General features: G+C 53.2%; 20 protein-coding genes, 2 tRNA genes and 1 pseudogene. 8 read left to right on the top strand and 15 right to left on the bottom strand.

What is annotated here, in order from left to right; translation table 11 throughout:
* The first annotated feature begins 64 nt into the window (after positions 1 to 64).
* Both IDSA_RS07765 and IDSA_RS07770 read left to right on the top strand, forming a co-directional pair.
* Positions 65 to 796: a PepSY domain-containing protein gene (locus IDSA_RS07765; RefSeq protein WP_034775762.1), complete on the top strand. Its 732-nt coding sequence runs from the start codon at positions 65 to 67 to the stop codon at positions 794 to 796.
* Complete coding sequence (locus tag IDSA_RS07770) at positions 793 to 2433, top strand: 2Fe-2S iron-sulfur cluster-binding protein (protein WP_034775763.1); 1641 nt, start codon at positions 793 to 795, stop codon at positions 2431 to 2433. Before IDSA_RS07765 ends, IDSA_RS07770 begins: the two co-directional genes overlap by 4 nt.
* A gap of 53 nt (positions 2434 to 2486) precedes the next feature.
* On the opposite strand, the gene IDSA_RS07775 is transcribed toward IDSA_RS07770, so the two are convergent.
* The 9 genes and pseudogenes from IDSA_RS07775 to orn form a co-directional block, all read right to left on the bottom strand.
* Positions 2487 to 3026, bottom strand: a complete 540-nt coding sequence (locus IDSA_RS07775) for a hypothetical protein (protein ID WP_034775764.1) — start codon at positions 3024 to 3026, stop codon at positions 2487 to 2489.
* Between the two features lie 104 nt (positions 3027 to 3130).
* Positions 3131 to 3784 (bottom strand): methyltransferase domain-containing protein, encoded by a 654-nt coding sequence (locus IDSA_RS07780; RefSeq protein WP_232221283.1) that lies wholly within the window; start codon positions 3782 to 3784, stop codon positions 3131 to 3133.
* Between the two features lie 33 nt (positions 3785 to 3817).
* Positions 3818 to 3988, bottom strand: a pseudogene (locus tag IDSA_RS12275) (putative RNA methyltransferase); the annotation flags it as partial.
* Positions 3975 to 4397 carry a Cu(I)-responsive transcriptional regulator gene (gene cueR / locus IDSA_RS07785; RefSeq protein WP_034775766.1) on the bottom strand — a complete coding sequence of 141 codons (423 nt, stop codon included), beginning with the start codon at positions 4395 to 4397 and terminating at the stop codon, positions 3975 to 3977. The gene cueR and the pseudogene IDSA_RS12275, both read right to left, overlap by 14 nt.
* A 4-nt stretch (positions 4398 to 4401) precedes the next feature.
* Positions 4402 to 6582, bottom strand: a complete 2181-nt coding sequence (locus tag IDSA_RS07790; RefSeq protein WP_034775767.1) for a heavy metal translocating P-type ATPase — start codon at positions 6580 to 6582, stop codon at positions 4402 to 4404.
* A 92-nt stretch (positions 6583 to 6674) separates the two neighbouring features.
* A complete protein-coding gene (gene wrbA, locus IDSA_RS07795; protein WP_034775768.1) occupies positions 6675 to 7274 on the bottom strand; it encodes an NAD(P)H:quinone oxidoreductase in 600 nt (199 codons plus the stop codon).
* Between the two features lie 118 nt (positions 7275 to 7392).
* Positions 7393 to 7467, bottom strand: a tRNA-Gly gene (locus tag IDSA_RS07800).
* A gap of 29 nt (positions 7468 to 7496) precedes the next feature.
* Positions 7497 to 7571: transfer RNA gene (locus IDSA_RS07805), tRNA-Gly, on the bottom strand.
* Positions 7572 to 7648: 77 nt separating this feature from the next.
* Positions 7649 to 8215, bottom strand: a complete 567-nt coding sequence (gene orn / locus IDSA_RS07810) for an oligoribonuclease (RefSeq protein ID WP_034775770.1) — start codon at positions 8213 to 8215, stop codon at positions 7649 to 7651.
* A 125-nt stretch (positions 8216 to 8340) separates the two neighbouring features.
* Here orn and rsgA point away from each other — a divergent pair, with 125 nt between their 5' ends.
* The 3 genes from rsgA to IDSA_RS07825 are packed head-to-tail and all read left to right on the top strand — an operon-like array spanning position 8341 to position 10999.
* Complete coding sequence (gene rsgA / locus IDSA_RS07815) at positions 8341 to 9402, top strand: small ribosomal subunit biogenesis GTPase RsgA (protein WP_034775771.1); 1062 nt, start codon at positions 8341 to 8343, stop codon at positions 9400 to 9402.
* Positions 9399 to 10265: an archaetidylserine decarboxylase gene (asd, locus tag IDSA_RS07820; RefSeq protein ID WP_034775772.1), complete on the top strand. Its 867-nt coding sequence runs from the start codon at positions 9399 to 9401 to the stop codon at positions 10263 to 10265. Before rsgA ends, asd begins: the two co-directional genes overlap by 4 nt.
* A 5-nt stretch (positions 10266 to 10270) precedes the next feature.
* Entirely contained in the window at positions 10271 to 10999 is a 729-nt protein-coding gene (locus IDSA_RS07825) for a glycerophosphodiester phosphodiesterase (protein WP_034775774.1), read from the top strand.
* 16 nt (positions 11000 to 11015) lie between these two features.
* Here IDSA_RS07825 and IDSA_RS07830 read toward each other — a convergent pair whose 3' ends face one another.
* From IDSA_RS07830 to nudC, 4 genes are all read right to left on the bottom strand, one after another.
* Positions 11016 to 14117 (bottom strand): efflux RND transporter permease subunit, encoded by a 3102-nt coding sequence (locus IDSA_RS07830; RefSeq protein ID WP_034775775.1) that lies wholly within the window; start codon positions 14115 to 14117, stop codon positions 11016 to 11018.
* Between the two features lie 2 nt (positions 14118 to 14119).
* Complete coding sequence (locus tag IDSA_RS07835) at positions 14120 to 15175, bottom strand: efflux RND transporter periplasmic adaptor subunit (RefSeq protein WP_034775777.1); 1056 nt, start codon at positions 15173 to 15175, stop codon at positions 14120 to 14122.
* Between the two features lie 125 nt (positions 15176 to 15300).
* Positions 15301 to 16365 carry a uroporphyrinogen decarboxylase gene (gene hemE / locus IDSA_RS07840; RefSeq protein WP_034775778.1) on the bottom strand — a complete coding sequence of 355 codons (1065 nt, stop codon included), beginning with the start codon at positions 16363 to 16365 and terminating at the stop codon, positions 15301 to 15303.
* Between the two features lie 39 nt (positions 16366 to 16404).
* Positions 16405 to 17235 (bottom strand): NAD(+) diphosphatase, encoded by an 831-nt coding sequence (gene nudC / locus IDSA_RS07845; RefSeq protein ID WP_034775779.1) that lies wholly within the window; start codon positions 17233 to 17235, stop codon positions 16405 to 16407.
* Positions 17236 to 17322: 87 nt separating this feature from the next.
* Between nudC and IDSA_RS07850 the strand changes: the two genes are divergently transcribed.
* Positions 17323 to 17817, top strand: a complete 495-nt coding sequence (locus IDSA_RS07850) for an Rsd/AlgQ family anti-sigma factor (protein ID WP_034775780.1) — start codon at positions 17323 to 17325, stop codon at positions 17815 to 17817.
* Between the two features lie 74 nt (positions 17818 to 17891).
* Here the strand turns inward: IDSA_RS07850 and IDSA_RS07855 are convergent, their stop codons facing one another.
* Positions 17892 to 18665: an FKBP-type peptidyl-prolyl cis-trans isomerase gene (locus IDSA_RS07855; RefSeq protein ID WP_034775781.1), complete on the bottom strand. Its 774-nt coding sequence runs from the start codon at positions 18663 to 18665 to the stop codon at positions 17892 to 17894.
* A gap of 86 nt (positions 18666 to 18751) precedes the next feature.
* Between IDSA_RS07855 and IDSA_RS07860 the strand changes: the two genes are divergently transcribed.
* Both IDSA_RS07860 and IDSA_RS07865 read left to right on the top strand, forming a co-directional pair.
* Positions 18752 to 18985 (top strand): SlyX family protein, encoded by a 234-nt coding sequence (locus tag IDSA_RS07860; RefSeq protein ID WP_034775782.1) that lies wholly within the window; start codon positions 18752 to 18754, stop codon positions 18983 to 18985.
* A gap of 71 nt (positions 18986 to 19056) precedes the next feature.
* Positions 19057 to 19950 carry a phosphoribulokinase gene (locus IDSA_RS07865; RefSeq protein WP_034775783.1) on the top strand — a complete coding sequence of 298 codons (894 nt, stop codon included), beginning with the start codon at positions 19057 to 19059 and terminating at the stop codon, positions 19948 to 19950.
* On the opposite strand, the gene IDSA_RS07870 is transcribed toward IDSA_RS07865, so the two are convergent.
* The gene (locus tag IDSA_RS07870) at positions 19947 to 20798 is read right to left on the bottom strand and encodes a 23S rRNA (adenine(2030)-N(6))-methyltransferase RlmJ (RefSeq protein ID WP_034775784.1); all 852 of its coding nucleotides are present in this window, start codon (positions 20796 to 20798) and stop codon (positions 19947 to 19949) included. The two genes, IDSA_RS07865 and IDSA_RS07870, sit on opposite strands and share 4 nt — an antisense overlap.
* Between the last annotated feature and the right edge of the window lie 2 nt (positions 20799 to 20800).

Raw genomic sequence — 20800 nt, forward strand, 5'->3', positions numbered from 1 at the left:
CTTCCCTGGTTGGCCGTCTGTTCTGCAGGCGGCCTTTTTCCAGATTAAATTTCTGAGGTAATTCATGCCCCAACAGCAACGTACAAGTCGTTGGCGAGTCTGGCACCGTTGGTTGTCCGTTATTTTTGGCGTTCAGATGGTGATCTGGAGCATTAGCGGCGCCTACATGGTGTTTTTTGATCTTGATTTCATTCATGGTGATCACCTGGTTCAGGATATCACTACCGTTGTTCCCCCTGACGCAGATGTCCAGCCTGTTAGCGCGGTAATTCAGAATTACCCGCATAGTCAAACAGTCACGTTAGATACCCGCTGGATAAACCAGCAGCTGCATTCGGTTTATATCGCTGAAGGTCATCACGGTACCGAGCTACTTGATGCTACTTCACTGGCGCCGATTGAGCTAAGCGAAGAGCATATCGTTGAGCTAGCCAATCGCTATTACGCCAAAGGCGAGCCCAAGGTGAGTTCAGTGGTTTACCTTACTGAAAATCCACCGACGGAGTTAAATCCGAAGTTATTGCCTATCTGGCAGGTTAACTACGATGATTTCGGTAATACCAGTTTATATCTGTCTCCGGAGACCGGCGAAATGCTGGTAAAACGTCATACCTTCTGGCGCGGATTCGATTTTTTCTGGATGACCCACATCATGGATTATGAGGATCGCACCGACATAGAATCCTGGTGGTTGCAGGCATTCATGATTGGCACCTTTATTTTAATGATCACCGGCGTTGTGTTGCTGGTTTACACCATTAGTTTCCGCCGTAAGCGTCCTGGAGGTGCAGAATGATGCGATTTTTCCAATGGCTGCACCGCTGGGTAAGCTTAATTATCGTTATCCAGGTTCTGTTATGGCTGGTTAGTGGCTTCTATTTCAGTCTGAATGGCCACCACGGTATGTCTGGGCACCAGTACCTTGAACACGGTGATCACGCGATGTTAAGTGAGGTCGCCCCGACGGTAGACGTTGCCGACATCCGCCAGCGCTATCCGGATGCGAAAACGATTCGTCTGCACAGCATTGCTGGTATTCCGCAATTTATCGTGACCTCAGTCGATGATACCCATTATCTGAATGGCCTCACCGGTGCGGTTTGGACTACCAGCCCCGAACTGGCGACGACCATTGCCATGAGCACCTACAATGGCCCTGGTGACGTGCAGGAAGTTTCGGCCATACAAGGTTCAGATGAGATCCTCAACTGGGACGACGCTGGCTATCAGGTGAATCTCGAGGATGATCTGAATACCCGCATCTATATTGATGCTGCCTCCGGCCAGATGCTGAACCACCGGAACACGCCATGGACCTTGGCAGACTGGGCATTCCGTTTGCATTTTATGGATTACAGTGGGGGCCGCAGCTTTAATCACCTCCTGATCTGGAGTGCCGGGCTCTTGGCTTTATGGTTCTCGCTGTCCGGGTTAATTCTGCTGATTAATAACTTTGCAAAAGGCGATATGAATCCGCGGCGTAAGCCCACTATGCTGGAGCACCTGCAACGTGAGCAGAAACCCGTAGCGAGCAGTTGTGGCGGAGGCGGTACCTGTGGCCTGTGTAAAGTCACCCTGGAAGGCGACGACCTGCCGGCACCTACGCCCGCTGAGAAAATTCTGCTCAGCGAATCAGAGATTGAAGGTGGCTTGCGGTTGTCTTGCCAACATCGTGTGGACGACAAGTACAGCATCAAACTGCCTGATCATGATGCTGCTACCGTAACGCTGGAGCTGGCAACACGGCGCTTGCTGTCACCCTCTATCGTTGAACTTACCTTCAACAGTAGCGAAGCGGTGAGTTATCAGGCGGGCCAGTTCATGCAGTTCTGTATTCCGCACCGCGAGCAGGTGCTGACACGCCATTATTCAATGGCTACCAGCCCGGATCCGCATCGTTTCGTGTTCACGGTTCGCCAGATGCCATCACCCAGTGAGAAAATCCCACCCGGGATAGGTTCTACTTACCTGTGTGGTATGGAAAAAGGCGCCACCATTGAAGCGATAGGTCCCTTTGGTGATTTCATACTCAGTGAAAACAGCCAGCGTACGCAGCTGTTTATTGGTGGCGGTGCAGGCATTGCCCCATTACGGGCGCTGCTGCAAACCGAGTTAAGCCGCAGCCAGCCGCGTAGCTGTGTATTCTTTTATGGCGCGCGCCACGTGAATGAGCTCTGTTATCGTAACGAGTTCACCGGTGTTGACCAGCTTGAATATATTCCGGTCATTTCGGAACCTAAGGAAAACCAAGGCTGGAAAGGAGCAACAGGTTTTGTGCACGAGGAAGTTGAAGCCTGGATCCGGAATCAGGATGTTAATCAGCTGGATGTCTACGTTTGCGGTCCGCCGCCGATGCTGAAAGCGACTATGGCGATGCTTGCCGAGGCAGGTGTACCACGCGATCAGATTCGCTTTGATGACTTTGGCATTTAACTGGTTTTAAGTTATTACCGGCATAGCGTTCAACGCAGCGCTATGCCGGCCTTTCAGCAGTGGGGTACTATCGCCAGCGAATCCCGCCAGGCTTCCTGCTCATTAAAGTCCTCCACGAGTTGCGGCTCAGGGTTACTATCGGTTCGTTCTGCCGTACTATATTCCGTCATATAAGTAGGCCGATAAGTAGGTTTTCCTCTTTTCAGAATATCCTTACATACTTCCGTGTTGTCAGTTAATAATTCAGAAACTTCCGCCTGTAGCTGTTCCAGCGCCCCCTCCGGGCGACCACTCAAAGCGTACATCCGCAACAAAGAAATCGCCTGATGGGCGCTTTCGTCCGCTACCCGTTTGGTATCATAAACTGCATACAAGGTTCCCACGGTGTAAAGCGCGGCCGCACTTTGATAATCCTGTTTATCCATGCACAAAGTCAGGGCACCAAAAATTTCTGCCGGGCTGTTGCTATTACTGATCTCGTCAAGAGAGATACAGCCCAGCGTCTCAGCCTTCGCAAGATTTATTTCTGCTGCTTCGGGAGTGATAACAACGAGACTGAATAGAGCAGGAAGCAAAAACAGAGTAGCTTTCATTGTCGGACCATCCCTGATAAGTGAACAATTATTCCACAGGGGCAGTTTCTCACAACAGAATAACTACGTCACGCAATTAGTTTTTAACATGCTCGTACAGTTATTCAGCAGCGGTAAGTTCGTAACCGCATATCAACCGTCAGGTTAAGGTTATCGAGCGCGTTGGCCCTGGCCCGCCCTGCACTACTGGCGCGGTACAGATGTGGCGTCATGATCAACAGATCCTGAACGAGGTCATTCGTTCTGAGCCCGATCGGGAAATTAATCACCTGCTCTGAGATAAGTTCAAAAGAGCTCTCAGGCATGGGCTGATATACCGGTTTAGCTTTAATATCCGAGTAAATAATTTGCTTTAACTCAACCAGGTGATCCGGACCAGGATCAATAGTCAACAAATGCCCACCCGGACGCAGAACGCGGCGGAACTCTCCGGCAACGGGAAACCCAAATACGCAAACCACCCCGTCGACGCTCGCATCAGCTAACGGAATTGCCGCATTTGAAGCCACCAGCCAGGTAAGCCGCTGTTCCCCTCTGGCCGCTGCCATAACTGCCCACTTTGAGATATCCAGCCCGGCCGCCTTCAGCGGAATCTGCTCAGTTTCAGCTCCATCGACTAACTGCCTCAGGTAGTATCCTTCACCACAGCCAGCATCAAGCACACTGCCAAGATTAAGTTGGAGTACCCTGGCGGTCAGCGCATCAGCAACAGGCGCATAGAAGCCGTGGCCGAGGTAACGCTGGCGCGCCTGCACCATGGCTTTGCTGTCACCTGGATCTTTTGAGCGCTTGTTCTGTACTGGTAACAGGTTAACGTAGCCATGCCGGGCAATGTCAAAGCTATGGCCGTGGGCACAGCACCAGCTATTACCGGTTCGCTCGAGTAAACCGCCATCAAGCGGGCAAAGCAGACTCTCTATACCTTTTATGATGAGCTTTATCCTCTGGTTAAACGGCAGCAGTCAGTAAGTGCTCGGGAATCATGGCATCGAGAATGGCGCAATTGGCAGCGCTATCCCCGCGGCAATCCGCTGCCAACTGCTGCAAAGCCTGCTGCATGCGGTTCAGCTCAGCAATTTTCTGGCTGATATCGGCCAGATGCTGCTCAGCAATGGCTTTCACCTCCCGGCTTTCACGACAAGGATCTCGCCAAAGCTTCACGAGTGACTGAATTTCTTCCAGCGAAAAGCCGAGATTCCTTGCCTGGCGGATAAAGCCTAATTGCTGAAGCATGAACCCGTTATATAACCGGTAACCCGATTCTGTACGGGCGGCCGCCGGCAGCATTCCGATTTCTTCATAATACCGGATCATTTTGGCCGAAACACCGGTCAACGCGGCAGCCTCGCCAATAGTTAATGGTTTTGCCATTTGCTTACTCCTTGTTACCCCAGCGCTGCAGCAGTAATGCATTACTTACCACTAATAAACTGCTGAACGCCATTGCCGCACCAGCAATGATCGGATTCAGGTAGCCCAGCGCTGCCAGTGGAATACCCAGTGTATTAAAAATAAAGGCCCAGAACAGGTTCTGTTTAATTTTACGGTACGTCAGCCGGGATAATCTGAGTGCCGCCACTACCAGTTGGGTTTCACCCCGCATCAGGGTCATATCCGCAGCGCTGATCGCCACTTCGGTGCCAGTCGACATCGCCATACCTAAATCCGCCTGGGCTAAGGCCGGCGCGTCGTTAATACCATCGCCCACCATAGCGACCCGATAGCCTTGCTGCTGATAGCGGGCGATAAAATCAGCTTTGTCTCCTGGCAACACTTCCGCCTGATAGCTATCAAGGCCAAGCTCAGCAGCAACCAGTTCAGCACTGGCCTGGCTGTCACCCGTTAACATGGCTACCCGGATACCCTGTTGCTGCAGTTGCCTGATGGTATGCTCTGCTTCTGGTTTTACTGCATCCCGGAAACAAAACAGCCCGATGAGTTCGGTTTCGCTGCTATTCTGCCGGGCCAGCCAGGCCACTGAAGCGCCTTTGGTTTCAATCCGCTCCAGCGGCAATTCAAGCCCCAGTTCGCGCATCCAGTGACTGCTACCCATCAGCAGTTGCTGATCATCCAGGGCGCCTTTTACGCCGTGCCCCGCCACCACCTGAAAATCATCTGTAACACGCGGCAAAATCTGTTGCTGTTCCGCCGCTGCGACCACCGCTTTACCAAGCGGATGCTCGCTGTGCTGCTGCAGTGAACAAGCCAGCTCAAGGAGCTTGTGCTCAGTGCCGTTCAGTGCCGTAAGTTGCGTGAGTACCGGCTGCCCCATCGTCAGTGTGCCGGTTTTGTCGAATACGACCAGATCGACTTGATTGGCTTGCTCCAGCGCCGCGGCATCCTTTACCAGTATGCCCAGCCTGGCGGCCGTACCCGTCCCTGCCATAATCGCAGCGGGCGTAGCCAGACCTAGTGCGCAGGGGCAAGCAATAACCAGCACGGCCACCGCATTGAGAATACCGGCAACCCAGGCCCCGCCAATAACCCCCCAGCCCAATAAAGTGAATAAAGCTACCACCAGCACGACCGGTACAAACACCGCCGCCACCTTATCCACCAGCGCCTGCACCGGTGCTTTAGCGCCCTGCGCCTGCTCAACCATACGGATGATTTTTGATAAAGTGGATTCGGTACCCACTCCGGCCGCCTGCAACTGAAGCACGCCATCAAGGTTTACCGAACCGCCAATCACCTTATCGCCGGTACTTTTATGCAGAGGAATGCTTTCGCCACTGATCAGGGCTTCATCGACGTTACTTTGACCGGAAATCACCTCGCCATCAACCGGGATCCGTTCGCCGGGTAATACCTTAACCCTTTGTCCGTCCACCACCGAAGTGGCCGCAACGGTTATCCACTTCTCGTCGCGCAAAATACGGGCTTCTGTCGGGCGAAGGCTTTCCAGTGCGCGCAGGGCATCGGTGGTTTTTTCTTTGGCACGATGCTCAAGGTACTTACCCAGCAACACCAGGGTAAGTACCGCGGCGCTGGTTTCAAAATAGAGCTCCGGACCGCCATGATGGCCGGTAAAAGTAAACCAAAGATATATCGACAGACCATAAGCGGCACTGGTGCCTATTGCAATCAATAGGTCCATGTTGCCTGTGCCGGCTTTAAGCGCCAGCCAGCCGGCACGATAAAAGCGCGCACCAAAGTAAAACTGCACCGGTGTAGCGAGCAGCCATTGCCAGAATGGCGGCAACATCCAGTGTTTACCGAATAATAAACCAATCATGGGGAGTACCAGCGGTATCGTCAGTACGGCGGCACCAGCTACCGGAAACCAGTCCTGCCGGTAAAATGGCGTCTCGCCAGAGTCTTCAGCTTGGCTGACGCCGCCCATGGCTTCGAGCTGGTAGCCACCTTTTTCAGCGGCTTCAGCCAGCTGGCCGGCATTCACTGAAGCAGAGGCTTCTACCATAACCTGCTCAGTAGCCAGGTTCACATTAGCACTGATAACACCCGGTACGGCGCTCAGCGCTTTCTCCACACGCTTAACACACGAGCCGCAGCTCATGCCTTTCACTTTAAACTGAAGTTGTCTGACTGACGTCATGGGGAAGCCTTAGCAATTAGCCTGATCACAGAAGATAAGACTATGATAAAGCTTCCCCTCATGGGAAGGTCAAGAGGAATGAATGTGATTTATCAACCGAACAGTTTCAGTGCCAGCCTGGCAACTTTCTCCCCCTGATGACGGGCCAGCGTTTTCTCACGGTCATCCGGTTGACGGGAGCCATCCGCACCCGCAATGGTTGAAACACCGTAAGGTGTGCCCCCACCGACCGCATCGGCATCCATCATCGCCGAATGGGTATAACCTAAAGGCACCAGAATGAAGCCCTGATGGGCCAGAGTGGTCCAGGTTGAGGTAATGGTCATTTCCTCACCACCGCCGGTCGCGGTAGAAGTAAATACACTTGCCAGCTTCCCAGCCAGCGAACCCTCCTGCCAGAGTTTGCCGGTCTGATCAAAGAAGGTGCGCATTTGTCCTGACATATTGCCGAACCGGGTGGGGGTACCAACAATAAGCGCGTCGTAGTCGGTCAGATCACTGACTCTGGCTACCGGTGCAGCCTGATCCGTCTTGCCGCCGGCGTCCTTAAACTGCTCTTCCGACATAGTCTCAGGCACCCGCTTTACATCCACTTCGACACCATCAACGGATTTAACTCCCTCAGCAACGGTGTTCGCCATGGTCTCGATATGCCCGTACATCGAATAATATAAAACTAAAACTTTTGCCATTAGTTAGCTCCTTTCAAATGAATTGAACGGTTAACTAACCATAGTCCCTGCGGCAAATTTCATCCATAAAAAAACCCTGAAGGCCAGATTCATTCGGCGTTCAGGGTTTTTCGGAATCTGGAGCGGGAAACGAGATTCGAACTCGCGACCCCAACCTTGGCAAGGTTGTGCTCTACCACTGAGCTATTCCCGCATCGGTAAGATAATTATTCGGAGGAAGTCTGGAGCGGGAAACGAGATTCGAACTCGCGACCCCAACCTTGGCAAGGTTGTGCTCTACCACTGAGCTATTCCCGCAGAAACTTCTGTTGCCAAACGTGACAACGGAGGCGAATTTTACTGAATTCAGTAGCCTTTGCAACCGTTTTTGTAGCTTATTCGCCCTGAATGATGAAAAAGTGCTCACGGTAATAGCGTAACTCTTCAATCGATTCACGAATATCCGCCAGCGCGGTATGCGCGCCCTGCTTTGTCACCCCTTCCGCCACCGTCGGTGCCCAGTACTTTGCCAACTGTTTAACGGTGCTGACATCAAGGTTCCGGTAATGAAAAAATGCCTCCAGTTCAGGCATATGGCGCGCCAGAAAACGGCGATCCTGGCAGATACTGTTACCGCACATCGGCGAGCTGCCCGGCGTTACATACTGCTGCAGAAATTCGATCGTCGCATTGCTGGCATCGGTTTCAGAGAACGCGCTCTCCTGCACCCGCTTAACCAGGCCGGAGCCAGTGTGAGTGCGCACATTCCAGTCATCCATTTTATCCAGGTTAGCCTGTGGCTGATGCACCGCCAGTACCGGCCCCTCGGCCAAAATATTCAGATCATAGTCGGTTATAATAGTGGCAACTTCGATAATATGATCGTAGTCCGGGCTAAGGCCGGTCATTTCCAGGTCAATCCAGATTAACCGCTGTGCTGCTTGGCTTGCGGGCGAATTCATAACAACTATCCTTTAGGGTTCAGTTACAATTAACTTCAGGCGCTATTGTGCGTAATGAGGTATGATTCTTACCAGTATTAACTGAATTATATTTAATTCAACCGGTTTTCATAAAGTAGGTAGTGGTGGCAAAACAGCGACGTCTAAATAAAGGTCAGATTCGGCGGGTTCGCGCCAATCAGCAAAAGCGGCTCGATCAGGCCGGGCTTGAGCCCGAAACAACCGCAGATACAGTGGGCGGTCCCGAAGCCGGTGTGGTTATCAGCCGGTACGGCCAGCAAGCAATTATTGTGACTGCCGATGATACGCCCATGCGTTGTCATATCCGCCGTACCGTGGAATCACTGGTCTGCGGTGATGAAGTCGTCTGGCGCCGGCTGGATCCGAGCTCCGCTGAAGATGTCGGCGGTGTCATCGAAGCCGTCCAGCCACGGCGCTCCTTACTAAGCCGCCCCGATTATTATGACGGCCTCAAGCCGGTTGCTGCCAATGTCGATCAGATCCTGATTATATCCAGCCTGTTACCGGCATTTTCGACCCAAATCATCGATCGCTATCTGGTTGCCTGTGAAGACATTGAAGTCACCCCGGTGATCGTACTGAATAAAGCCGACCTGATGAGTGAGTTGCCGCCGGAAGAACAAAACCAAATCGAAGCCGCGCTGCAGATGTATCAGGATATCGGCTATCGGGTGCTTAAAGTCAGTGCCAAACAAATTGGTGGTCTGAAACCGCTCCACGACGTATTAGAAGGACAGGTGTCTATCGTGGTCGGGCAATCCGGGGTCGGCAAATCGTCACTGGTCAATGCCTTGCTGCCGGATATTGATGCCAGCGTTGGGCCAATCTCCGGTGGCTCCGGGCTGGGTCAGCACACCACTACCGTGGCAACCCGCTATCCGCTACCCGACGGCGGCGTACTCATCGATTCGCCGGGAATCCGTGAGTTCGCCCTCTGGCACCTTGAACCCGAGCGTGTAGCCTGGTGCTTCCGGGATTTCCGGCCGTTTCTGGGGCAATGTAAGTTCCGCGACTGCAAGCATGTCGATGACCCCGGTTGTGCATTACAACAAGCCGTGGTGGATGGTGACCTGCATGAACTTAGGCTGTACAATTTCCACCGAATTATTGAGTCGATGACGCTGAAGAAGCCATCACGGGCTACCGCTAAAGGATCGAAGACGTGAACCTGGATAAATTTAAAGTTCAGATACAACACCTTACCCCCAAACATGGCTTATCGCGCCTGGTCGGTAAGTACGCAGCGGCCCGTTGGGGCTGGCTGACGCAAATTTTTATTCGCTTTTTCATCTGGCGCTATAAAGTAGATATGTCTGAAGCGATCATGGAAAAACCATCAGACTATAAAAGCTTTAATGATTTCTTTACCCGCTATCTGAAGCCAGAGGCGCGCCCTTTCAAAGCAACCGGCGAGCAACAGTTTGCCCATCCGGTCGACGGGGCTATGAGTCAGTTTGGCGATATCGAAGACGGCCGCATCTTTCAGGCCAAAGGCCATTATTACAGTCTGACTGAGCTGATCGGCGGCGACCCGCGCGATGCACACCCCTTCCGTAACGGTGACTTTGCGACTGTGTACCTGGCCCCACGCGACTACCATCGCATTCATATGCCGTGGGACGGTACCTTGCGCAAGATGATCTATGTGCCCGGCGATCTGTACTCAGTCAATCCCATGACTGCCGCTAATGTTCCTAACCTGTTCGCCCGCAACGAACGCGTGGTCGCTATCTTTGACAGTGACTTTGGCAAGTTCGCTATGGTTCTGGTTGGCGCTACTATAGTAGCCAGTATCGGTACGGTCTGGTCTGGCACTGTTACACCGCCCAGAGGGCCTAAAGTACATAGCTGGGAATACCCCGCCGGCGGTGATCAGGCGATTCACCTGAAAAAGGGAGAAGAAATGGGACACTTTAAGCTCGGGTCGACGGTCATTATGCTGTTTCCTGAAGATGTCATCGACTTTGATGAGGATCTCAAACCCCTTGATGTGACCCGGGTCGGCGAAGTCATCGGGGAACGTGACTAAAAGCTATGCTAATCCTGGCTCACCGCGGCGCCAGCTTTGAGGCACCGGAAAACACCCTGCCGGCATTCAGCCGGGCGCTGGATGCCGGTGTCGATGGTATTGAGTTTGATATCTACCCGCTGCAGGATGAGTGGATTGTCTTTCACGATCGCTATCTGACGCGACTGGCGGCCCATCCCGGCCGTCTTTGTGATCTGACCCTGGCGCAGGTACGCCGGCTAAAAGTTTTTGGCCAGCATCCGGTGCCAACCCTCGCTGAAGCGCTGGAATTTATTAACGGCCGCTGTCTGGTCAATATTGAGCTGAAGGGCGCGGACATCCGCCGCGGCCTTACCCGTCACTTGCTAAACGCAGTCAATAACGCCAATTTCAAACCTGAACAACTGATCATTTCGAGCTTTAACCATCACTGGTTAAAGCAGCTCAAACAGGATCATCCTGAACAACTTATTGGTGCGCTTACCTCTGCCTGTCCGCTCACCTATGCACAGTTTGCCGAAGAGCTGAATGCCTGGTCGGTACACGCCGATGTTGATTTCGTTACTAAGGAATTTGTCGAAGACGCCCATCAGCGTAACCTGAAAGTGTTTGTCTATACCGTGGATGAGCCTGAAGATATCTATGAGATGAAGACCATGGGCGTCGATGGCATTTTCACCAACGACCCACGGCGCAGTATTAATATTCTTAACGGACTGCCGGTGACTCCCCCTGAGTTACAGAAGAATATTTAGCCCGGCAGCCAGTTTGCTAGTTGCGACCGCTCACCGGATGCTCACGCTGCAGTTCCGCTAACTTATGAGTCAGCTGCAATGGCGAGGTGGTGTTGCGCGCCAGCAATGAATACAGTGACGGAATCACGAAAATCGTCAGAAACGCTGACAAGGCTACCCCACAGAAAATCACCATACCTATTACCATCCGGCTTTCAGCACCAGGGCCTGAGCCCAGAATCAGGGGCACCGCACTCATGATGGTGGTAAACGCCGTCATAACGATAGGCCGCAACCGCTGCTGTGAACCACGCACCAGCGCTTCATCAAAGTCGACGCCGGCATCGCGCAGCTGGTTGACGAATTCAACGATCAGAATACCGTTTTTAGCTGCCAGACCAATCAGCATGACGATACCTATCTGGCTATAAATATTCAGACTCATATCGGCCAGATACAGGCCGATTACCGCCCCCAGAAAAGCCAGGGGCACCATCAGCATGATGATCAGCGGATGCACGAAGCTCTCAAACTGAGCGGCCAATACCAGGTAAGCAATCACCAGCGCCAGAATAAAGACAAAGATGACCGAGCTGCCGCTTTCTTTATACAGCTGCGACTCGCCCTTGTAATCAATCGAGACATCGTCAGGTAGTTGCTCCTGTACGATGTTCTCAAGGTAAGCGAGCGCTTCGCCCAGTGAGTAGCCTTCAGCGAGGTTGGCTTCAATGGTAATGCTGCGCATACGGTTATACCGGTTCAGGCTGCCAGAGGTAGCCCGTTCTTCAATAGTGACCAGATTCGATAGCGGGATCAGTTCGCCGCTGGAGTTTGAGCGCACATAGATATTATCGATCGCCGTCGGGCTACGGTAATCCGCGCGCTCACCCTCCAGAATAACGTCGTATTCTTCACCCCGGTCGAGATAGGTGGTGGCACGGCGCTGACCGAGCATGGTTTCAAGCGTACGACCGATATCGCCAACCGAAACACCCATATCAGAGGCGCGCTCCTGGTTGATCCGAATCAGCAGTTGCGGCAAAGTCTGGCGGAAATCGCTGTCAATATTAAGCAATTGCGGATTCTTACTGGCTTCTTCGATAACCACATCGCGATAGGCCGCCAGTTGCTCATAGGTGTTTCCCTGCAGCACGAACTGCACCGGGCGGCCACCGCCGCCACTGATGCCGCTGCGCATAAAGGCGAAAGCCTGAACGCCGGTCACCGTATTGAGTTTATCGGAAACCTCTTTCATCAGATCAAAAGTAGACCACTCACGCTCATCAAACGGAATGGCGCCAACAATAGCGATACCTGCTGAGCCGCCCCAACCGGGCGAGCGGATAATCAGGCGGTCAATTTTACCCTGGTCGATATACGGCAGCAGGATTTGTTCGACCTCGCGCATATGTGCGGCGTTGGATTCAAAGCTTGCACCTTCAGCCCCGCGTACCTGTACATAGAAGGTGCCACGGTCTTCCGGCGGCACAAATTCCTGCGGGATCTGTTGCACCAGGCTGTAAGCAAGTAAGCCTGAGATAATAACCAGCACCGCTGCCATCCATGGATACGCCAGGGTGCGGCGTAACACGCGCACATAGCCGGTCTCAACCCAGTTGAAGGTCTTTTCAATGGTTCGGCCGATGCGGCTTGAACGTTCCTGCCGGCGCAGGATCTTAGAGCCAAGCATTGGCGATAGCGTGAGCGCGGCGATACTTGAGAACACCACCGCCGCCGCAATCGCCAGGGCAAACTCGGTAAACAGCTGCCCGATGTTCCCCTCCAGAAAGGCTAGTGGTACAAATACTGAGACCAGCACCAGGGTAGTTGCTACCACCGCAAATCCCACTTCCCGGGCGCCGCGGTAGGCCGCCAGCAACGGCGGCTCGCCGGCCTCAACCCGGCGGTAAATATTTTCCAGCACGACAATGGAGTCATCAACTACCAGCCCGATTGCCAGCACCAGTGCCAGCAGCGTCAGCAAATTAATTGAAAAACCCATGGCGAAGAGCGCGATATAAGAGGCAATGATCGCAACAGGTACGGTTATCGCCGGGATCAGGGTGGCCCGCACATTCCCCAGGAACAGGTAAATCACCACCACCACCAGGCCCATGGCAATGGCAAGGGTGTTGTATACCTGATCGATCGACCCTTTGATAAATATGGATGAATCGTAGCTGGGCACAATGATCATAGTGCCTGGCAAGGTCTGGCTGATTAAGTCCATTTCGCGCCGGACGTTTTCCACCACTTCCAGGGTATTGGCTTTCGATTGTTTGATAACGCCGATACCAATCATGTTGATACCGTTGCCGCGGAATTCGGTTTTATCGTCCTCAGCATCCATTTCAACGCGGGCGACTTCGCCCAGGCGTACCAGCTGATTATTGTCACCCCGCTTAATGGAAAGGCGCTTGAAATCTTCGGGGGTCAGATAGGTGCGGGCCACCCGCACAGTAAATTCCCGATCGATCGACTCAACCTCTCCGGCCGGTAGCTCGACGTTTTCGGAACGTAACCGGTTTTCAATGTCAGCAACGGTAATATTGCGCGCTGCCATGGCCTCGCGATCCAGCCAGATGCGCATCGCATAGCGGCGTTCGCCGCCCAGATTAACCCGGGCAACGCCGTCAACTACCGACAGGCGGTCCACGATATAGCGGTCGGCGTAGTCGGTGAGTTCCAGAATACTCATGGTTTCACTGCGCAGGTTATACCAGACTACCGTGCTTTCATCGGAGTTCGCCTTGGACACTTCCGGCGGATCGACCTGTTCGGGCAGATTATCTAACACCCGTGACACCCGGTCCCGGACGTCATTGGCCGCGGCATCAATATCGCGGGAAAGAGTGAACTCGATGCTGATGCGCGAGCGGCCGTTACGGCTGCTCGAATTAATATTTTTGATGCCTTCAATGCCACTAATGCGGTCTTCAATGATCTGGGTTATCTGGGTTTCAACAATTTCCGCTGAAGCGCCGTTATAACGGGTATCAATAGAGACTACCGGTGGGTCAATATCCGGATACTCTCGTAATGGCAACATCGTGAAGCAGACAATACCGAAAACGATCAGCAGGATATTGACTACCGACGCGAATACCGGGCGCTTGACCGAAACGTCAGACAGCAACATGGTTAGCCCTCCCGGACAGTAACAGCAACGCCGTCACGTAAACGCACCATGCCTTCGGTCACTACTCTGGTGCCCGGCTTAATGCCACTGACAATCTCGACAATACCGGGCTTGCGACGACCCACCACGACTTCGGTCTGGCGGGCAATATCATCGCTGCCAACCACGTAAACGTAATGGCGATCCTGCATCGGTACGATCGCCTTTTCGGGCAGAATCATGGTGGTATCTACACTGCGTAGCAGATTCACCCGCAGCAACATGCCCGGGCGTAGTTTGGCGTCGTCGTTCGGGATATTTGCGCGCACCAGAATTGATCGGGTAAGCGGGTCAACGCGTGAATCAATACCACGGATGACACCGGTAAACTCTTCGCCCGGATAAGCACCGCTGCGGGCCGTGATCTTCTGGCCGATCTGCAGGCTGGCAAAGTATAGTTCAGGAACACTAAAATCAAGCTTGATAGGGGCGACGTCATCCAGCGTAGTGATTTCCTGGCCAGGCGATACCAGTGAGCCGACACTTATGTGACGGATGCCGAGGCGACCGGCGAATGGGGCAATAATTTGTTTTTGGGCCAGGCGCACTTCGGCCACAGCCAGCGCCGCGGTGGTTTCTTTTACCAGTACGTCCTGTAATTCAAGTTGTTGCTGTGAGGCAGCGTTCTGGCGGGACAGATCCAATAGCCGCTGATACTGGCGCTGAGCTTCTGCCAGTCGAAATTTCAGTTCCTGAACCCCGGCACGTTCTTCGCGGGCATCCAGCTCAACCAGTAACTCACCTGCCTCAACCATGTCGCCGTCATCAAAGTGAACGGCAACCACCACTTCCTGCGCCTGTGCGGTAACCACGATCGACTCATTGGCCTGCGCCGTGCCGAGGGCTTCAATGACATCGCGGTATTCCGCCATTTCTGCGATCTGCACCCGTACCGGCACCGCCGCCTGCTGTTGCTGCTGCTCGCCCTGGGGCTCGTGGATAAACCAGAAGTATGCCGCTGCAAGTGCAAAGATTGCGACAAACAGTGTGAGTGGATTAAATATTTTGCGAATTGCCATAAAAAAAACCCCAGAGACTGCACAGCAAGGCAGACGAAATCAGATGCCCTATTGTAACGCAGCTGTATCGAGCGGAAGTCCCGCTTACCGCTCAATACATGGGGTTAACCGCAAATCAGCGATTATTATTTATGGTAGGCGGGGCTCAGCTTATGAACCGCATTAATGAAGGCCCCGGCGTGCTCGGGATTAACCTCCGGGTGGATACCGTGGCCCAGGTTAAATACATGGCCATTACCTTGCCCGTAGCTGGCCAGAATACGGCCAACTTCTTCTTCAATGCGGTTGGGCGATGCATACAATACGCTGGGGTCCATGTTGCCCTGTAAGGCGACCTTATCGGCTACCGCAGCGCGGGCATCGCCCATATTCATGGTCCAGTCGACGCCCAGGGCATCGGCGCCGGTCGCCGCCATATCAGCCAGCCAGGCGCCACCGTTTTTGGTAAAGAGCGTCACCGGTACCTGCCGGCCCTCGGCCTGGCGGGTCAGCCCTTTAACGATCTTGTCCATATAACGCAGCGAGAACTCACGGTAATCGCGCGGACTCAGCACGCCGCCCCAGGTATCGAATACCATCACGGCCTGCGCGCCAGCAGCAATCTGGGCGTTCAGATATAAAATGACCGAGTCCGCCAGCTTATCCAATAGCAGGTGCATAGCCTGAGGTTCGGCAAACATCAGTTTTTTAACCTGGCTGAAGTTCTTGGTGCTGCCGCCTTCGACCATATAAGTTGCCAGTGTCCAGGGGCTGCCGGAGAAACCAATCAGTGGCACTTCACCTTTCAGTTCGCGGCGGATGGTGCGTACCGCGTCCATTACATACCGTAGTTCCTGCTCAGGATCAGGTACGCCTAACCGCTCTATCGCCTTTAAGTCGCGCACCGGGTGCTTAAATTTAGGACCTTCGCCGGTTTCAAAGTAAAGGCCTAAACCCATAGCATCGGGAATGGTCAGAATATCAGAGAACAGAATCGCCGCATCCAGCGAAAAACGACGCAACGGCTGCAGCGTCACTTCACAGGCAAGTTCCGGATTCTTACACAGACTCATGAAATCGCCAGCTTGCTGACGTAACTCGCGGTACTCCGGCAAATAGCGCCCCGCCTGGCGCATCATCCAGATAGGAGTCCGGGCCGTGGGTTGGCGCAATAAAGCACGAAGATAGAGATCATTTTTTAGTTCAGTCATGGCGATACGAATCCGTTACCTTAAGTGGGCGGCATTTTATCAGCCTCTGCTTTCGGTTTCCTGATCAATTTCAGTTTTTAGTCGATCTATTAGTCTGCGGGCGATAGTTCCTGCCGACGGGATGCGCGGTAACTTATCAATATCAAACCAGTCGCCTTCTTCCAGCTCAAAGGGATCGAGCCGCAACTCGCCTGATTCCCACTCGGCGGTAAAGCCAATCATCAGTGAGTGTGGAAACGGCCACGACTGGGTACCAACAAACCGGGGATTCTTAATTTTGATGCCAGCCTCTTCCATCACCTCCCGTTCCAGCGTGCGCTCAATTGCTTCTCCGGCTTCGACAAAGCCGGCCAGCACCGAAAACAGTCCTTCCGGATGACGCTTGCCGCGCGCCAGCAATACCTGCCGGCCTTTGCGGATAGCTACAATAATACAGGGCGAAATACGCGGGTAGCAGCGATGCTGGCAGCTATGGCAGTGCATCGCCAGCTCCCAGTCCACTTCGTGCATGCGTACCCCACAGCGACCGCAAAAGCGATGGGTAGAAAGGAATTCGCTGACCTGCTTAGCACGTGCCGCGATTGCAAACAGCGCTTCATCGCCGACTGTCAGCAGTTCGCGAACGTTACCGAATTCGCCGAGTTCAGCAAACTGAGTGTCGCCATAATCAGCCAGCACCAGATAGCAGTTACGCTCCCGGAGTTCGCCTAAAAAGACAATCTTGTACTCCGACAGATCAGGCATCGGCATCTGGGCCGCCATACCGTGCGGCGGTAGAGGCTCATCACGGCCCAGAACCAGTTCACCAGCCGCGACAATAAACCACCACGCTGGCTCATTCGGACCGGGGCGTTGATTAGGTTTGGTCATAAAACGTACTAAATCCGATGTAAAAATAGTTGACGCCAGCTTAGCATCATCCGATTATGGGGGCTATCAGTCACCTAGGGGAAGATCATGTTAAGTCGTCATGAGCAAACAACCGAGCGATGGATTGGCGCTCACCAGGCAATAGATAACTGGCTACAAGCTCGCCAGCTATTGTTGATTGAATATTTTAAGTTGGCGGGCTTGCCGCCGTACGAAAGAGAGCATAACGTGTTGCCGGAAACAAATGAGCTACGGGAATTCTGTGGTTCGTTGGTGGACTATGTATCTGCCGGCCACTTTGAAATTTATGACCAGCTGATCAGTAACGCTGCAGAGCTGCCCCAATCGACCCGTGATCTGGCTAACCGACTGTTTCCGCTGATTGCGGATACCACCGAAGTTGCACTTGATTTCAACGATACGTTTGGCGACTTAGCGCCGAAAGCTCCATTACCGGGCTTCGATGCGGCCCTGTCACAGCTTGGTGAAGCGCTTGAACTACGGATGGAGTTTGAAGACGAGCTGATGCAAACGCTGGAACAACACCAGTTAATCAAAGCCCCCGAGCCTGAAGTCGAATAAACAACGAAACAATTAAAAAAGCCAGTCAACTGACTGGCTTTTTTTGTAGCACATTTTGCTAACTTCAGCGGCTATTATTGCCCGCCTTCTTCAACTGGTTGCGCTTCTTCTGCCGGCTCTTTGATATCCAACAGTTCGACTTCAAAAATCAGTGTCGAATTAGGCGGGATAGCGCCACCACCAACTTCGCGATCGCCATAGGCTAAATCAGCCGGGATCACGAAACGGTATTTTGAACCAACCGGCATCAGTTGTACGCCTTCAGTCCAGCCCGCAATGACCCGGTTCAGTGGGAATACTGCTGGCTCACCGCGCTCAAATGAGCTGTCGAAGACTTCGCCGTTAATCAGCTTACCTTCATAATGAACTTCAACGATATCGGTGGCTTCAGGGGTTGGTGCGCCTTCCGGACCTGCGCTGATGACTTCGTATTGCAGGCCTGACTCAGTGACCGTCACACCTTCTTTTTGGGCGTTCTCAGCAAGATAAGCTTCGCCTTCTTCCATCGCCTTTGAGCCTAGTTCGCTTTGACGCAGCTCCATAAATTCCTGCTGCATTTGCGCTAATAGTTCATCAGCTTCTTCCTGGCTGATTTTTGATTCAGCTTTCAGGGAGTCTACGAAACCAGCGATAACCAGGCTGCGATCAAGCTCATAGCCAACTTCTTCCTGGCTGGTTAAGTTTGAATCAACAAAAGTGCCAACCGAGGCGCCCAGTGCGTAAGCCATTTTGCCACGCTCTTCAGTAGGGGCCTGCTCGCTGACAGGATAAGGTTCTTGTTGTTTGGTACACCCCACTACAGCTAACGCGATTATCGTCATAGCCAGTGGTACTTTAAATTGCTTCATGCCTATCTCCAGGATTGAATTTTCTATCAGAACAAGGTGTAATTCATCGCAATTCCTATACTACACATAAACAGGGGCATTTGCCTATGGCTGCCACCGAAGATAACCAACTTAGCCAGCGTATTGCTGATCTCGAAAGCCAACTGGCGTTTCAGGAAGATACCATCGAAACGCTGAATCAGTTACTGACCCAGCAGTCGGATGCGTTGTACGAACTACAACGTAAGGTCGCTTTGCTCGGCGAACGCTTCCAGCAAGTGCAGGATGAGAGCGCCAACGCAACACCGGATGCCGGCAACGAACGACCACCACATTACTGATCAGCCCCGTCCTGAACTTGACCCCTCGCAGCTGAGGCCGTATAACATTCACTCAACTTCGCGGAGGGCATATGTCGGTACAACACCCTATTATTGCAGTGACTGGCTCATCGGGTGCCGGCACAACCACCACCAGCCAGGCATTACGGCATATTTTCCGTACCCAGGACATCAACGCTGCTTTTGCCGAAGGTGACAGCTTTCACCGCTACTCCCGGCCCGAGATGGACCTGGCCATTCGCAAAGCCCAGGAACAAGGCCGGCACATCAGCTATTTTGGCCCTGAAGCCAACGATTTTGCCCGCCTTGAAGCACTGTTCCGCGAGTACAGCGAAAGCGGCGACGGCCAGATCCGGCGGTACCTGCATAGTTTCGACGACGCGGTGCCCTACAATCAGATGCCGGGTACCTTCACACCCTGGGAGCCACTCCCGGAAAATACCGATGTGCTGTTCTATGAAGGGCTGCATGGCGGAGTCAGCGGTGCAGATTATGATGTAGCCCAGTACGTTGATCTGCTGATTGGTATGGTGCCGATCGTCAACCTTGAGTGGATCCAGAAGCTACTAAGGGATACCTCAGAACGCGGCCATTCGCGCGAAGCGGTCACCCAGAGCATAGTGCGCAGTATGGAGGATTACATTCACCATATCGTGCCGCAATTCTCCCGTACCCATATTAACTTTCAGCGGGTGCCCACCGTAGATACTTCGAATCCGTTCAGCGCAAAAGATATTCCGTCGCTCGACGAGAGCTTTGTGGTGATCCGGTTCCGGGGCATAAAAAATGTCGACTTCCCTTATTATCTGCAGATGATCGACGGTGCTTTTATGTCACGGATGAATACCTTAGTGGTGCCCGGTGGCAAAATGGTATTCGCTATGGAGCTTATTCTGGCGCCGTTGATTGAAGAGATCATTGAGAGGAAGCGCCGGGGCGAACCCTTGGATAAGCTTAGCCGCTAAGCTGGCCAGGTCGCACGCCATTCCGCGCCTTCGCCTTGGGCCAGCAATGGGGTCAGAAATTCCATCACTTCGGTCAGCTGTTGTAGCAGCCCATAAGGCGGGTTAATAAAAAACATACCGCAGCCGTTTAGTCTGGTGCGATCGTGCGGTGCCCGGATCATTAAATCCACCGCCAGCACTTTATCAGCCCCCGCCAGACGCACAGCATGCTTATGAAAAACACCGACATTAAGGGGATCTTTAATCGGATACCAGACCGCATAGGTGCCGTTAGCCCAGCGCTGTAGCCCTTGGCCGAGCGCCGTACTTGCCTGAATGAATTCATCGCGCTGCTCAAACGGTGGATCAATAAGGACTAACCCGCGCTTTGCTGGCGGCGGCAGCAGCGCTTTTACAGCACCATAACCATCGGTTTCTGTCATGACTTTGACTGACCCGGCAGAACGGAAATCGCGGCGCACATTCTGCTCAAGCAAGCCGCCATCTTCAGGGTGTAATTCACAAAGTACCAGTGAATCCTGCGAGCGCAGCTGCCGGGCGCTCAACCAGGGGGATCCCGGGTACCAGCGTAATTCGCCGTCAGGATTAAGAACGCGGACACAATCAAGGTAGGCACTGAGCGCAGCAGGCGGATTCTCAGCATCCAGCAGCCTGGCAATACCTTGCTCCCACTCCGCTGTTTTACTTGCCTGCTCGCCCCGCAAATCATACATACCAATACCGGCATGGGTATCCAGCACCCAAAATGGTTTGTCTTTCTGCCGCAGGTAATCAAGGCAAATCATCTGCAGCGAATGCTTCAGTACATCAGCAAAGTTACCGGCGTGATAGCTGTGGCGATAATTCATCG

This window comes from Pseudidiomarina salinarum (genome assembly GCF_000753715.1).
Taxonomy (GTDB): Bacteria; Pseudomonadota; Gammaproteobacteria; order Enterobacterales; family Alteromonadaceae; genus Pseudidiomarina; species Pseudidiomarina salinarum.

Coding starts and splice junctions, on each gene's coding strand:
- IDSA_RS07765 (WP_034775762.1), top strand. CDS start 65: ATGCCCCAACAGCAACGTACAAGTCGTTGGCGAGTCTGGCACCGTTGG.
- IDSA_RS07770 (WP_034775763.1), top strand. CDS start 793: ATGATGCGATTTTTCCAATGGCTGCACCGCTGGGTAAGCTTAATTATC.
- IDSA_RS07775 (WP_034775764.1), bottom strand. CDS start 3,026: ATGAAAGCTACTCTGTTTTTGCTTCCTGCTCTATTCAGTCTCGTTGTT.
- IDSA_RS07780 (WP_232221283.1), bottom strand. CDS start 3,784: ATGGTGCAGGCGCGCCAGCGTTACCTCGGCCACGGCTTCTATGCGCCT.
- cueR (WP_034775766.1), bottom strand. CDS start 4,397: ATGGCAAAACCATTAACTATTGGCGAGGCTGCCGCGTTGACCGGTGTT.
- IDSA_RS07790 (WP_034775767.1), bottom strand. CDS start 6,582: ATGACGTCAGTCAGACAACTTCAGTTTAAAGTGAAAGGCATGAGCTGC.
- wrbA (WP_034775768.1), bottom strand. CDS start 7,274: ATGGCAAAAGTTTTAGTTTTATATTATTCGATGTACGGGCATATCGAG.
- orn (WP_034775770.1), bottom strand. CDS start 8,215: ATGAATTCGCCCGCAAGCCAAGCAGCACAGCGGTTAATCTGGATTGAC.
- IDSA_RS07825 (WP_034775774.1), top strand. CDS start 10,271: ATGCTAATCCTGGCTCACCGCGGCGCCAGCTTTGAGGCACCGGAAAAC.
- IDSA_RS07830 (WP_034775775.1), bottom strand. CDS start 14,117: ATGTTGCTGTCTGACGTTTCGGTCAAGCGCCCGGTATTCGCGTCGGTA.
- IDSA_RS07835 (WP_034775777.1), bottom strand. CDS start 15,175: ATGGCAATTCGCAAAATATTTAATCCACTCACACTGTTTGTCGCAATC.
- hemE (WP_034775778.1), bottom strand. CDS start 16,365: ATGACTGAACTAAAAAATGATCTCTATCTTCGTGCTTTATTGCGCCAA.
- nudC (WP_034775779.1), bottom strand. CDS start 17,235: ATGACCAAACCTAATCAACGCCCCGGTCCGAATGAGCCAGCGTGGTGG.
- IDSA_RS07850 (WP_034775780.1), top strand. CDS start 17,323: ATGTTAAGTCGTCATGAGCAAACAACCGAGCGATGGATTGGCGCTCAC.
- IDSA_RS07855 (WP_034775781.1), bottom strand. CDS start 18,665: ATGAAGCAATTTAAAGTACCACTGGCTATGACGATAATCGCGTTAGCT.
- IDSA_RS07860 (WP_034775782.1), top strand. CDS start 18,752: ATGGCTGCCACCGAAGATAACCAACTTAGCCAGCGTATTGCTGATCTC.
- IDSA_RS07865 (WP_034775783.1), top strand. CDS start 19,057: ATGTCGGTACAACACCCTATTATTGCAGTGACTGGCTCATCGGGTGCC.
- IDSA_RS07870 (WP_034775784.1), bottom strand. CDS start 20,798: ATGAATTATCGCCACAGCTATCACGCCGGTAACTTTGCTGATGTACTG.